The sequence below is a fragment of the Lutibacter sp. TH_r2 genome (genome assembly GCF_033101135.1).
GTDB lineage: Bacteria > Bacteroidota > Bacteroidia > Flavobacteriales > Flavobacteriaceae > Lutibacter.
On the sequence record NZ_JAWMPV010000001.1, the window covers coordinates 799,889 to 813,667 of the forward strand.

Consider the following 13,779-nt stretch of genomic DNA (forward strand, 5'->3'; position numbering starts at 1 on the left):
AAGCTTACATTTTTTGAATTAATATTTTAGTATCTACTTCGTCAAATACAATTTCCGTGCCTTTTTCTAATGTATCTTCAAATACTAATTCGTTAGTTAATGTTTCATTTTTTATATATTCTTCGTTTGCAATTATAGATTGCTCTAAAATATCATTTTTCTGGATAACTAACTTAATTCTATCATTTACCTCTAAACCACTTTCTTTTCTTAAGTTTTGAACTCTATTAATAAGTTCTCTTGCGTTACCTTCTTTACGTAAATCTTCAGTAATAGTAACATCTAAAGCAACTGTTAAACTACCTTGATTTGCTACTAACCAACCTTCAATATCTTGTGATGAAATCTCGACTTCCTCTTGAGTTAAATTTACAATATTTTCGTTAATTTTTAAAGAAATTTCGCCTTCTTTTTCAACAGTTGCAATCTCTTCTTGTGTTAAATTTTGTATTGCTTGTGCCACAAAACGCATGTCTTTACCAAATTTAGGTCCAAGCACCTTAAAATTAGGTTTTGCTGTTTTTACTAAAATACCTGAAGCATCGTCAATTAGCTCAATTTCTTTTACGTTTACTTCCGATTTTATTAAGTTTTCCACAGCCAAAATTTCTTCTCTATCTGTTTCATCTAAAACAGGAATCATAACACGTTGCAATGGTTGACGCACTTTTATCATTTCTTTTTTACGAAGCGATAATACCATTGAACATATTTTTTGTGCTTGTTGCATTTTATGCTCTAACTTTTCGTCTACTAAAGCTTCGTTGTATTTTGGAAATTCAGCTAAATGAATAGATTCAAAGTTTTCTTTTCCGGTTACAGAAATTAAATCTTTGTATAAATTATCCATAAAGAAAGGTGCAATTGGCGAACCTAATTTTGCCACTGTTAACATTGAAGTATAAAGTGTTTGGTATGCCGAAATTTTATCGTGCCCATAATCACCTTTCCAAAAACGTCTTCTACTTAAACGTACAAACCAGTTACTTAAATTTTCGCCTACAAATTCTTGAATTGCACGTGCTGCTTTTGTTGGCTCGTACTCTTCATAGAACTTTTCTACATTTTTAGTTAATGTATTTAATTCTGAAAGAATCCAACGGTCAATTTCTGGTCTGTTTTCAATTGCTATTTCATCTTCAGTATATGTAAAATTATCTAAATTAGCATACAGCGAGAAGAATGAATATGTATTGTAAAGTGTTCCAAAGAATTTTCTTCTAACCTCATCAATTCCTTCAACATCAAATTTTAAATTATCCCAAGGGTTTGCGTTAGAAATCATATACCAACGTGTAGTATCTGCTCCGTACTTTTCCATTGTTTCAAATGGATCTACAGCATTACCTAAACGTTTAGACATTTTTTTTCCTTCTTTATCTAAAACCAAACCATTTGAAACTACGTTTTTATACGCTACAGAATCAAAAACCATTGTTCCAATAGCATGTAAAGTATAAAACCATCCACGAGTTTGATCTACACCTTCAGCAATAAAATCTGCCGGATAGAATTTTTTCTCGTCTATTAATTCTTTGTTTTCAAATGGGTAATGCCATTGTGCATAAGGCATAGAACCAGAATCGAACCAAACATCAATTAAATCGCTTTCACGTTTCATTGGTTGCCCTGAAGCTGAAACTAATGTAACTTGATCTACAATATTTTTGTGTAAATCTATTTTATCATAGTTTGCTTCACTCATATTTCCAACTTCAAAATCAGCGAAAATATCTTCATTCATAAAACCTGCCTTAACAGCTTTTGACATTTCATCTTTTAATTCTTCAACAGAACCAATCATTATTTCTTCGGTTCCATCTTCAGTTCTCCAAATTGGTAATGGAATCCCCCAATAACGTGAACGAGATAAATTCCAATCGTTGGCATTTTTTAACCAGTTTCCAAAACGTCCTTCTCCAGTAGATTTTGGTTTCCAGTTAATAGTTTCATTCAATTCGAACATTTGGTCACGCTTGTCAGTTACTTTTACAAACCAAGAATCTAACGGATAGTATAAAATTGGTTTATCTGTTCTCCAACAATGTGGGTAACTGTGACGATATTTTTCTACGTGAAATGCTTTATTTTCTTCTTTTAAACGAATAGCTAACTCAACATCCATTGGACGTGCAGGCTCTTCACCAGCATTGTAGTATTCGTTCTTTACATATTTTCCTCCAAATTCTTCACCCATATGTTTGGTGAATTTACCTTGTAAATCTACCAGAGGAACTGGATTTCCATTATCATCCAGCACTAACATTGGTGGAACTTCTGGTGTTGCTTGTTTGGATACCATTGCATCATCAGCACCAAATGTTGGGGCTGTATGTACAATTCCTGTTCCATCTTCAGTAGTTACAAAATCACCAGCAATAACTCTAAATGCATTTTCTGGGTTTTGGTATGGTTTTGCATACGGCATTAATTGCTCGTATTTTGTTTCTAAAATATCAGCTCCTTTAAATTCTTTTACAACAATAAAAGGAATCTTTTTATCTTCAGCTTTATAATTAGCTAAATCTGCTTCATTTTCAACCGTAAAGAATTTTTTTCCAAATTGTTTTCCTACTAAATTTTTAGCAAGAATTACGCTAATTGGTTCAAACGTATATTGGTTGAAAGATTTTACCAACACATAATCTATCTTCTTTCCAACTGTTAATGCTGTATTTGAAGGTAGTGTCCAAGGTGTTGTTGTCCAAGCTAAAAAGTGAACATCGCCTTCAACATCTTGTAAAATTTCTGGTAATGTGTTTTTTATTGATTTAAACTGTGCAACCACAGTTGTATCTGTAACATCTTGGTAGGTTCCTGGTTGATTTAACTCGTGAGAACTTAAACCAGTACCAGCTTTTGGAGAATATGGTTGAATGGTATAACCTTTGTAAATCAATCCTTTTTTATACAATTGACTTAATAAATACCAAACTGTTTCCATATATTTTGGTTTGTAAGTTACATACGGATCTTCCATATCTACCCAATAACCAACTTTTCTGGTTAGGTCATTCCAAACATCAGTATAACGCATAACTGCTTTTCTACAAGCGTTGTTATACTCTTCAACAGATATTTTTTTACCTATATCTTCTTTGGTAATTCCTAATTCTTTTTCAACTCCTAACTCAATAGGTAAACCATGAGTATCCCAACCGGCCTTACGCTTAACTTGGAAACCTTGTAAAGTTTTATATCTACAAAATATATCTTTAATTGCGCGTGCCATTACATGGTGAATACCAGGTAATCCATTTGCTGAAGGTGGACCTTCAAAAAACACATATGGTTTATTTGCATCTCTTGTAGAAATACTTTTTTCGAAAATATTTTCATCTTCCCAAAACGCTAAAGTTTCATCAGCTACTTTAGTGAGATTCAATCCTTTATATTCTCTAAACTTTTTACTCATTTTTTACCCTTAAATCAATTAGTTTGCGAAATTAAGCATTTTCTCTAAAATAATGTTTTTAAATTGTTAAAAAAATCACCTAAAAATAGGTTGTTTTTATGTTAATTATTTTAAGTTTATGTTCTGAAATTCAGCACTATTAAAAATGATTCAACAAATAATATCAAATTCGTATAAAAACGCAAAAAAAATCTCTTTGAATTGCGACTCTAAATTTGTGTTTTTTAGCGATTGTCACCGTGGAGATAATAGTTACGCTGATGATTTTGTTAGAAATAGAAATATTTATTTTCACGCTTTAAACAACTATTATACTGATGGTTACACGTACATAGAATTAGGTGACGGATTAGAATTATGGGAAAATAGAACTTTCGATGATATTTTTACTGCGCATAAAAATATTTTTATGCTTTTGCGTAAATTTCATTTAAAAAATAGATTGCATATGCTTTGGGGAAATCATGATATGGTTTTACGAAAAGCAAAACGAGTTGAAAAAATGATGGGTAATTATTTTGACCCTATAACTGGAACCGAGAAAGAATTGTTAAAAGGGCTTAAATTTGATGAAGGAATAATTTTAGAAGCTGAAGGTTTTGAAAAAAATATATTATTAATTCACGGTCACCAAGCAGATTTTTTTAATTACGTATTTTGGAAGTGGAGCCGATTTTTAGTGAGAATTTTATGGAAACCTCTACAAATAATGGGTATTAAAGATCCTACTAGTCCTGCTAAAAATTTTAAAGAATTATTAAGGGTTGAAAGACGTTTAAAAAAATGGATAGACAATAATAACAATCAAATGATTATTGCTGGGCATACGCATCGTCCACGTTTTCCAGAGCCAGAGGATTTACCTTATTTTAATGATGGAAGTTGTGTACATCCACGTTCAATTACTGGAATTGAAATTGAAGATATGCAAATTTCATTAATTAAATGGCACACTATTTCTAATGAGGATGGTACACTTCAAATTATAAAAACAGTTTTAGAAGGACCGCAAGATATTGGAAGTTATTTAAACTAAAAAACACCTTTAAAAAAGGTGTTCTTTGTTTCTAACTCTTATCGATACCGATAATTTTGTGGGGAAATTGTTGATTAATCCTTATCTTCTTACTAACATTTATTTGACACCTATTTTTTTAAATAGTCACATTTTATTTTAAAAAAATAAAAACCGCCTCAAAACTTGAAGCGGATTTTAACCTTTGGGCTGATAATTTTATTTGGGGTAAAACTTTTCAATTCCCATCAATTAATTTTTATTTACAATTTATTTGACACTTAATAAGCTATAAAGTCACAAATTGTTTTAAAAAATAAAAACCGCCTCAAAACTTGAAGCGGATTTTAATCTTAGGGCTGATACATAATATTCCTTTGGGGTAAAACTTTTCAATTCCCACCAATTAATTTTCATTTACAATATGTTAGACCCACGTTTTTTAATAAAGTTGAAAATATTTTACATTCCTCGTTCGTTTTGAATATGTTCGTACGCTTTTTGCACTTCTCTAAATTTTTCTTCAGCACCTTTTAAATGTTCTTCTCCTAGATGACGAAGCTTATCTGGATGGTATTTTTTTACCATTTTTCGATATGCTTTTTTTACTTCATCATTTGAAGCAGATTTTTCAATCTCTAAAATTTTATATGAACTGTCTGAACTATTATAAAACATAGCTTTTATAGATTCAAAATCATAATTACTTATATTTAAATAACCTGCAATTGTTTTAATAGAATTCACTTCCCTTTCATTAACAATTCCATCGGATTTTGCAATCCCAAACAAAAAATGAACTAATTGTAAACGTGATGCATGTGTGGTATGTTGACGTATTTGCATACACACTTGACGCGTAGATATATTATTATTTTTTATAAATCCATTAAATAGCTTAAAAGCATTACTTGCTCTTTGCTCTCCATACATTCTTTTAAAATGCTCACGTACATATGCTAACTCTCGCTGATCAATTTTTCCATCAGCTTTTATTACAACTGCCGATAGTAATAATAAACTTATTTCAAAATCTCCCGATTGAACATTAGAATGCGTTGTTCTATAAGTTCTAGCATTTTCTACATCTTCTTTAGTAAAACCATCAATAAAACTTCCTACTACAAAACCTAAAATACTTCCTATTGGTCCGCCAACCGAAAAACCTAATCCGGCTCCTAACCACTTTGCAAAATTTCCCATATCTAATTTAAAAATCCAAAGATACTGTGTTTTATTAGTTTACTAAAAGTATGATTCGCTATAGATGTTAAATTATTTATAAACTTCTGTTCTATTTACCTGTAGTATTTAATTATTTTATTTTGGTTTTTGAAAATCTAACACACTTTTCTTTATTTAGATTAAATAAAAAATAAAAAAATATGTAGGTTTGCACAAAACTAACGTCTAATATATAAAATCAAAAAAATATGTATCCATTAGAAATTGTACAACCAATGCAAGCTGAATTAGAAAATGCTGGTTTTACATCATTACACACAGTTGAAGAAGTAGATGCTGCAGTTAAAAAAGAAGGAACAACTTTAGTAGTTGTAAACTCGGTTTGTGGTTGTGCTGCTGGTACAGCTAGACCTGGAGCAATAGTTTCGCTTCAAAACGATAAAAAACCAACTAATTTAGTAACTGTTTTTGCAGGAGTTGATAAAGAAGCAACAGATAAGGCTAGAGAATATATGATTCCTTTTCCTCCATCATCACCTTGTATTGCTTTATTTAAAGATGGTGCTTTAGTTCATATGCTAGAACGCCACCATATTGAAGGAAGACCAGCAGAAGTAATTGCAGGGAATTTAGCTGGTGCTTACGAAGAGTTTTGTTAAAAAATATTTAAGTTTAAATATAAATCCATTCAAATTTGAATGGATTTTTTACTTTTAACCTATGGATAAAAATCAAATTATTACTAATACCGAAGCTTTTGTAAAACAAACATTGAAAAATGCTGAAGGTGGTCACGATTGGTTTCATATTTTACGTGTATGGAACAACGCTAAATTAATTTCCAAAAATGAACAAGTTGATACTTTTATTGTTGAACTAGGAGCTTTACTGCACGATATTGCAGACTCCAAATTTTATAATGGAGATGAAACAGTTGGCCCAAAAGTTGCGCGTATGTTTTTGCAAAAACAAGGTGTTTCTGAAGACATTATTATTCATATTGAAAATATTATTACTAATATTTCTTTTAAAGGTGGAAATTTTAAGCAAACATTTACTTCGCCAGAGTTAGATGTTTTACAAGATGCAGACAGGTTAGATGCCATTGGTGCCATTGGTATTGCTAGATGTTTTAATTATGGAGGTTTTAAAAACCGACCTTTATACAATCCTGAAATTCCTCCAAATTTAAATATGACAAAAGAGGAGTATAAAAAATCTGAAGCGCCAACTATCAATCATTTTTATGAAAAGCTTTTACTTTTAAAAGATAAAATGAATACCAAAACTGGACAGCAAATTGCTGCTGATAGACATATTTATATGGAAACTTTTCTACAACAATTTTATAATGAATGGAATGGAATAAAATAAGTATTTATTCAAAATTTGGTTTTCTTTTTTCTAAAAATGCCGTTGTTCCTTCTTTAAAGTCATCTGTTCCAAAACTAACACCAAACTGCTCAATTTCAACACCGTATCCGTTAACACAATTGGTGTAGTTAGCATTAATAGCTTTTATTGCAGCGCCAATAGCAACCGATGAATTTTTAACTATTTTTAGAGCTAATTTTTCACACAATGGTAACAATTCTTCTTGAGCTACAACATAGTTTACCAAACCATACGTTTTTGCTTCTTCGGCTGAAATCATAGAGGCAGTCATAATCATTTCCATTGCTTTTCCTTTACCTACTAATTGAGGCAAACGTTGCGTTCCACCATAACCTGGAATTACACCTAAACTAACTTCTGGTAATCCCATTTTTGCATTTAAACTTGCCACTCTAAAATGAGCTGCCATGGCTAATTCTAAACCTCCACCAAGTGCAAAACCATTTACAGCTGCAATTACTGGAGTACTTAAATTTTGTACAAAATCGAATAATGTTTCATGCCCTTTACGTGCTAATTCTGTTCCTTCCTCAATACTGAAATCTGCAAATTCTTTTATATCTGCACCAGCAACAAAGGCTTTTTCACCACTTCCTGTTACTATAATAACCCTTACGGACTTATTACTTTCTAAAGTTTTGAATGCCTGATGTAACTCTTCAATAGTGTTTTTATTTAAAGCATTTAATTTTGTTGGTCTGTTTATTGTGATTGTTGCAATATTATTGTGTTGATTAACTAATAAATTTTCGAAATTCATTTTTTTAATTTTTTGGTAATACTACTTTAAAAACTGTTCCTATATTTAATTGAGATGTAAAACTTATAGTTCCTCCATAAGCTTCAACAATATTTTTAACCATTGCTAAACCTAATCCCATTCCACTGGTTTTAGTTGTAAATTTTGGTTCAAAAACTTTTTCTTTATCTTCTTCTGAAATTCCTTTACCATTATCTGCTACAAGAATTTCAACTTTATTGTTTGTTTCTGAAACAGTTACCTCAATTTTTTTATTCTCAACTTCATTCAAAGCTTGCGTGGCATTTTTCACTAAATTATTCACAATTCTAATTAATTGTGTTTTATCTAAATAGGCTTGAATTATTTCTTCTTTATAAAAATATGAAATATAATCTTCTGTAAAAATATCTAATGCATGCTTTACAACATCAATAACATTTAATTGCTCTGGTTTTTTTGTTGGCATTTTAGCAAAATTTGAAAATGCTGAAGCAATAGAACTCATAGTATCTATTTGTTGAATTAATGTGGTACTAAAATCATTTAATTTATCTTTAATTTCAGGATCTTCAGGATTAAATCTACGTTGAAAACTTTGCACAGTTAAACGCATTGGAGTTAATGGATTTTTAATTTCATGGGCTACTTGTTTTGCCATTTCTCGCCAAGCTTGCTCACGTTCACTTTTTGCCAATCTAATAGCGCTATTTTCTAGCTCATCAACCATATAATTATATGCATTTACCAATGTATAAATTTCGGTACTAGCGTTATTTAAAATAATTTTTTCATTTTGTTTATTTAAACGCGTTAACCTCATTTTTTCCGTAACTGCTTTTATAGAACGCGTAATGTAACTTGAAAGAAAATATGCTAATAAAATAGCTAATACAAACATTAAAAAATATACATACGCCATACGGATTAAAAACTCTTCTAAATCTTTATCTTGAACTGTATTGTCTTGTACATATTGTAAATTTAGAATTCCAATAGGCTTAAATTTGTTGTCTGTTATATATAAATATGAAGATTGTAAACTATTACTTTTAATTTCTTTAACATCAATAAACCTATGGTCAGTATTATTTTCTAAACCTTTTAAAACTATATTTTCTAATTGCCTTGGCGCTTCGCTTTTAATAAATCCTGCACGAGAACTTTTTACTAATTTACCTTTTAAGTTATAAATATTAATTTCTAATTTCTCTATATTAGAAATTTCATAAATTTTATCTTTAAAAATAAAAGCTAGATTTTCTTCTATTATTTCGAATGAATTTTGAGTAGAGTTTAACCAATAATTAATAGATGCTGTTACAGCATTCTCTTTACGGTCTAATCGACCTTGATTGTATTCTTCAGTCTGTTCTTTATATTGATAGATTGTAACCGCAGCAATTAATACTGATGTTAACAACACCAATACAAGCATTGCTATAAAAATTCGAATACGAAGTGAAAGTTTATTTAATTTTAACATAACTTAATTGTAAATATACAGCTATTTTACGGAGCTTACTCAACAAAAAACATACCGAAATATTATTTATATTTAAGTTTAAAAAAAATTATAATAGCCGTTAAAACAATAGTTGCAATATTTGCTAAAATCATTGCTAAACTATTTAAATAAATTCCATAAATCAACCATAAAACTACACCTGTTAGCATAATTAAATACATGGTTAACGAAACACTACCAGCCGATTTGGTTTTCCAAGCTTTATATGCTTGAGGCACATAGGCTGATGTTGTTAAAATTGCTGCTGCTAAACCTATTATTTCGATAGAATCTATCATATACTTATTATCCAATAAATTAAACAAAAAATCTCAAAAAGTTTAAACTTTTTGAGATTTAAAAGTAGTATTAATATAGTTATAAAACTATTGTTTGAATTAAATATAAACTCTTACAATATTTCTTTATAAACAATTTCACCTTTTACAATATTTAAACCTTTTTTTAATGGTTCATTTTCTTCACAAGCTTTTTCCCATCCTTTATTTGCAATTTGTAAAACATACGGTAATGTTACATTGGTTAAAGCAATTGTAGATGTGTAAGGTACGGCTCCAGGCATATTAGCAACACAATAATGTACAACATCATCAATAATATAAATAGGATCGTCATGTGTTGTGGCTTTTGTTGTTTCAATACAACCACCTTGATCAACAGCTACATCAACTATAACTGTTCCTGGTTGCATTTCTTTCAACATATCTCTAGAAATTAATTTTGGTGCTTTTTTCCCTGCAATTAATACACCTCCTACAATTAAATCAGCATCTTTAATATGTCTTCTAATATTGTACTCATTAGAAAATTGAGTAATTACATTATTTGGCATTATATCATTAATATAACGTAATCGATCCATATCAATGTCTAAAATATGAACCATTGCTCCTAAACCAGCAGCCATTTTTGCAGCCTGAACACCAACAACACCACCTCCTAAAATTAATACTTTACCTGGTCTTACTCCTGGAACACCACCTAATAAAACTCCTTTACCTTTAATTGGTTTTTCTAGATATTTAGCTCCTTGTTGAACAGCCATTCTACCAGCTACTTCAGACATTGGCGTTAACAATGGTAAGGTTTTTCCAACCTCAACAGTTTCATAAGCAATACAAACCGATTTACTATCAACCATTGCATCAATTAAATTACTATTTGAAGCAAAATGAAAATACGTAAAAAGAATTTGACCTTCTTTAGCCAATTTATATTCTTCTTCTATTGGTTCTTTAACCTTTACAATCATATCTGCAATAGCATACACCTCTTCAATTGAAGGAAGCATTTTTGCACCTGCATCTATATAATCACTATCACTAAAACCACTATCAAATCCCGCTTTGGTTTGCACAAAAACTTCGTGATTGTTTTTTGTAAGTTCAAAAACTCCTCCTGGAGTAATTGCTACTCTACTTTCGTTATTTTTAATTTCTTTTGGAAGGCCAATAATCATTTTTAAGATTTTTTAAATATTTTGCAAAATACGCCAAAAAAAGAGCTTATTTTAACAAATTCATTGCTAAAAAAGCTCTTTTTAAGATAAAATTAACATTAACACAACGATATTGATATTAATGCATATAATATTACCATTTACCCAACTATGTTAACAATTTTGCCAGGTACCACTATTACTTTTTTAGGTGTTCTACCTTGTAATTGTGCTTGTGTTTTTTCGTGAGCCATTACAGCTTTTTCAATATCATCTTTACTCAAATCTAACGGTAATTCCATTTTAAAACGCATTTTACCATTGAAAGAAATTGGATATTCTTTACTACTTTCAACCAAATACTTTGCTTCAAAAATTGGGAAATCAGCAGTTGAAACAGACGTTGAGTGTCCTAATTTACTCCATAATTCTTCAGCAATATGTGGTGCATATGGTTCAACAATAATAGCTAAAGGTTCTAAAATTGCACGTTTGTTACATTTTAAAGCTGTTAACTCATTTACGGCAATCATAAAGTTTGAAACCGAAGTATTGAAAGAGAAATTATCAATATCGTATTCAACTTTTTTAATTGTTTTATGAAGTGTTTTTAACTCTTCTTTTGTAGCTTCTTCTTCTGAAACTGAAAATTCTCCACCTTGATGATACAATTTCCATAATTTTTTTAAGAAACTATACACACCTGAAATACCAGATGTTTTCCAAGGTTTCGATTGCTCTAAAGGACCTAAAAACATTTCAAATAAACGTAAACTATCTGCTCCATATTCTTCACAAATAGTATCTGGATTTACTACATTGTATTTCGATTTAGACATTTTTTCAACCTCGCGTCCAACAATGTATTTTCCACCTTCCAAAACAAATTCTGCATCTTTAAATTCTTCTCTCCAATTTTTAAATGCTTCCACATCTAATTCATCTGAAGTGTTTACAAAAGAAACATCTGAATGTATTGGCTGAACTTTATAATCTCCTTTTAATCCTTTTGAAACAAATTTATTTTCTCCTTCAACTCTATAAACAAAAGCCGAAGTTCCAGTAATCATTCCTTGGTTTATTAGTTTTTTAGCAAACTCATCGTTTGGAACCATTCCTCTATCAAACATAAATTTTTGCCAAAAACGTGCGTACAATAAATGTCCAGTAGCGTGTTCGCTACCACCAATATATAAATCAACATCTTGCCAATAATTAACCGCTTCTTTTGAGAAAATTTCCTCACTATTTGTTGGGTCCATATAACGGTTAAAATACTGTGAGCTTCCAGCCCAACCTGGCATAGTATTTAATTCTAAAGGAAATATAGTTTTATTATCAATTAAATCGTTATTAACAACTTCATTTTTAATTGTATCCCAAGCCCAAACCGTTGCATTTCCTAAAGGTGGTTTTCCATCTTCGGTAGGTAAATACTTTTCAACTTCTGGCAACACAATTGGTAAATATGCTTTATCAATCATTTGTGGCATTCCATTTTTGTAATATACCGGGAAAGGTTCTCCCCAATAACGTTGACGACTAAATACGGCATCACGTAAACGGTAGTTTATTTTTCCATATCCAATTCCTTTTTGTTCAATTTCGTAAATGATACGTTTCATTGCCTTTTTATAGGTCAATCCGTTTAAGAAATCAGAATTAGCAATTTTTACACCTTCTTTTGTTGAACAAGCTTCTTCAGAAATATCAACGCCTTCAAAAATATTTGGAATTTCCAATCCAAAATGATTTGCAAATGCATAATCACGCTCATCTCCACAAGGTACAGCCATTACAGCTCCTGTACCATAACTTGCCAACACATAATCACCAATCCAAATTTGCACTTTTTCTCCAGTAAATGGGTGTAAAGCATACGCACCTGTAAACACACCAGAAATAGTTTTTACATCTGCCATACGTTCTAACTCACTACGTTTTGCAGTAGCTTTCACGTACGTTTCAACAGCCTCTTTTTGCTCTGCAGTTGTAATTTTTGACACCAAATCGTGCTCTGGAGCCAAGGTCATAAAGCTTACTCCGTAAATAGTATCAGGACGCGTTGTGAATACTGAAATTTTATCATTTTCAAATCCATCTACTTTAAAATCTACCATTGCACCTTCCGATCTTCCAACCCAATAGGTTTGTGAATCTTTTAAAGGTTGCGGCCAATCTATTTTATCTAGTCCATCTAATAAACGTTGTGCATAGGCCGTAATTCTCATACTCCACTGCATCATTTTTTTACGAACTACTGGATGTCCACCACGTTCTGAAACTCCGTTTACTATTTCATCATTTGCTAATACTGTTCCTAAAGCCGGACACCAGTTTACTTCGGTTTCAGATAAAAATGTTAAACGGTATTGTAATAATATTTCTTGTTGTTTTTCTTCTGAATAGTTTTTCCAATCTTCAGCAGTAAAAATGGTTAAATCATCATCGCAAACTGCATTTACTTTTGAATTTCCTTCAGCTTCAAAAATTGAAATTAACGTAGAAACATCTTCAGCTTTATCGCTTGCCTTATTATACCAAGAATTGAACAATTGAATAAAAATCCACTGTGTCCATTTGTAATAACTAGGATCAGATGTTCTTACTTCACGAGACCAATCAAATGAAAACCCAATTTGATCTAGCTGTCTTCTATAGGTTTTAATATTAGCTTCAGTAGTAATTGCAGGGTGTTGCCCTGTTTGAATAGCATATTGTTCTGCTGGTAACCCAAAAGAATCATAACCTTGCGGATGCATTACGTTAAAACCTTTATGACGCTTGTAACGTGCATAAATATCACTTGCAATATAACCTAGCGGATGCCCAACGTGTAACCCTGCTCCTGATGGATACGGAAACATATCTAACACGTAAAATTTTGGTTTCTCCGACGTGTTTTCAGCTTTAAACGTTTGATTTTCTGCCCAATACTGTTGCCATTTCTGCTCTATCTCTCTAAAGTTGTATTCCATTTTTGCTATTCAAATTTTAAAAGTGCAAAGTTACGTTTTATTAATAGAAATCTAAAGCGTAAATTTATGGTTTAAAGAAAATTGTA

The 13,779-nt window shown here is 30.9% G+C and carries 10 protein-coding genes; 3 read left to right on the forward strand and 7 right to left on the reverse strand.

Annotation, left to right across the window (positions count from 1 at the left end; all coding sequences use genetic code 11):
- Window positions 1–4: 4 nt before the first annotated feature.
- Window positions 5–3,415 carry an isoleucine--tRNA ligase gene (gene ileS, locus R3X25_RS03305; RefSeq protein ID WP_317671824.1) on the reverse strand — a complete coding sequence of 1,137 codons (3,411 nt, stop codon included), beginning with the start codon at window positions 3,413–3,415 and terminating at the stop codon, window positions 5–7.
- Window positions 3,416–3,560: 145 nt separating this feature from the next.
- Here ileS and R3X25_RS03310 point away from each other — a divergent pair, with 145 nt between their 5' ends.
- The gene (locus R3X25_RS03310) at window positions 3,561–4,451 is read left to right on the forward strand and encodes a metallophosphoesterase (protein ID WP_317671826.1); all 891 of its coding nucleotides are present in this window, start codon (window positions 3,561–3,563) and stop codon (window positions 4,449–4,451) included.
- Window positions 4,452–4,892: 441 nt separating this feature from the next.
- On the opposite strand, the gene R3X25_RS03315 is transcribed toward R3X25_RS03310, so the two are convergent.
- Entirely contained in the window at window positions 4,893–5,633 is a 741-nt protein-coding gene (locus R3X25_RS03315) for a TerB family tellurite resistance protein (protein ID WP_317671828.1), read from the reverse strand.
- A gap of 230 nt (window positions 5,634–5,863) precedes the next feature.
- Between R3X25_RS03315 and R3X25_RS03320 the strand changes: the two genes are divergently transcribed.
- Window positions 5,864–6,274: a BrxA/BrxB family bacilliredoxin gene (locus R3X25_RS03320; protein WP_317671830.1), complete on the forward strand. Its 411-nt coding sequence runs from the start codon at window positions 5,864–5,866 to the stop codon at window positions 6,272–6,274.
- Window positions 6,275–6,335: 61 nt separating this feature from the next.
- Window positions 6,336–6,989, forward strand: coding sequence for an HD domain-containing protein (locus R3X25_RS03325; RefSeq protein ID WP_317671832.1), 654 nt, complete (start codon window positions 6,336–6,338; stop codon window positions 6,987–6,989).
- A 4-nt stretch (window positions 6,990–6,993) separates the two neighbouring features.
- Here the strand turns inward: R3X25_RS03325 and R3X25_RS03330 are convergent, their stop codons facing one another.
- The 5 genes from R3X25_RS03330 to leuS all read right to left on the reverse strand — a co-directional run bounded on the left by R3X25_RS03330 (window position 6,994) and on the right by leuS (window position 13,693).
- Window positions 6,994–7,770: an enoyl-CoA hydratase/isomerase family protein gene (locus R3X25_RS03330; RefSeq protein ID WP_317671834.1), complete on the reverse strand. Its 777-nt coding sequence runs from the start codon at window positions 7,768–7,770 to the stop codon at window positions 6,994–6,996.
- Between the two features lie 4 nt (window positions 7,771–7,774).
- The gene (locus R3X25_RS03335; protein WP_317671836.1) at window positions 7,775–9,235 is read right to left on the reverse strand and encodes a sensor histidine kinase; all 1,461 of its coding nucleotides are present in this window, start codon (window positions 9,233–9,235) and stop codon (window positions 7,775–7,777) included.
- 62 nt (window positions 9,236–9,297) lie between these two features.
- Complete coding sequence (locus R3X25_RS03340) at window positions 9,298–9,555, reverse strand: SemiSWEET transporter (protein WP_317671838.1); 258 nt, start codon at window positions 9,553–9,555, stop codon at window positions 9,298–9,300.
- Window positions 9,556–9,668: 113 nt separating this feature from the next.
- The gene (ald, locus tag R3X25_RS03345; RefSeq protein ID WP_317671840.1) at window positions 9,669–10,736 is read right to left on the reverse strand and encodes an alanine dehydrogenase; all 1,068 of its coding nucleotides are present in this window, start codon (window positions 10,734–10,736) and stop codon (window positions 9,669–9,671) included.
- Window positions 10,737–10,876: 140 nt separating this feature from the next.
- Window positions 10,877–13,693: a leucine--tRNA ligase gene (leuS, locus tag R3X25_RS03350; RefSeq protein ID WP_317671842.1), complete on the reverse strand. Its 2,817-nt coding sequence runs from the start codon at window positions 13,691–13,693 to the stop codon at window positions 10,877–10,879.
- Window positions 13,694–13,779 lie beyond the last annotated feature (86 nt).

Excerpts from the sequence above, each read along its gene's own strand:
- ileS (WP_317671824.1), bottom strand. The coding sequence starts at position 3,415 with ATGAGTAAAAAGTTTAGAGAATATAAAGGATTGAATCTCACTAAAGTA.
- R3X25_RS03310 (WP_317671826.1), top strand. The coding sequence starts at position 3,561 with ATGATTCAACAAATAATATCAAATTCGTATAAAAACGCAAAAAAAATC.
- R3X25_RS03315 (WP_317671828.1), bottom strand. The coding sequence starts at position 5,633 with ATGGGAAATTTTGCAAAGTGGTTAGGAGCCGGATTAGGTTTTTCGGTT.
- R3X25_RS03320 (WP_317671830.1), top strand. The coding sequence starts at position 5,864 with ATGTATCCATTAGAAATTGTACAACCAATGCAAGCTGAATTAGAAAAT.
- R3X25_RS03325 (WP_317671832.1), top strand. The coding sequence starts at position 6,336 with ATGGATAAAAATCAAATTATTACTAATACCGAAGCTTTTGTAAAACAA.
- R3X25_RS03330 (WP_317671834.1), bottom strand. The coding sequence starts at position 7,770 with ATGAATTTCGAAAATTTATTAGTTAATCAACACAATAATATTGCAACA.
- R3X25_RS03335 (WP_317671836.1), bottom strand. The coding sequence starts at position 9,235 with ATGTTAAAATTAAATAAACTTTCACTTCGTATTCGAATTTTTATAGCA.
- R3X25_RS03340 (WP_317671838.1), bottom strand. The coding sequence starts at position 9,555 with ATGATAGATTCTATCGAAATAATAGGTTTAGCAGCAGCAATTTTAACA.
- ald (WP_317671840.1), bottom strand. The coding sequence starts at position 10,736 with ATGATTATTGGCCTTCCAAAAGAAATTAAAAATAACGAAAGTAGAGTA.
- leuS (WP_317671842.1), bottom strand. The coding sequence starts at position 13,693 with ATGGAATACAACTTTAGAGAGATAGAGCAGAAATGGCAACAGTATTGG.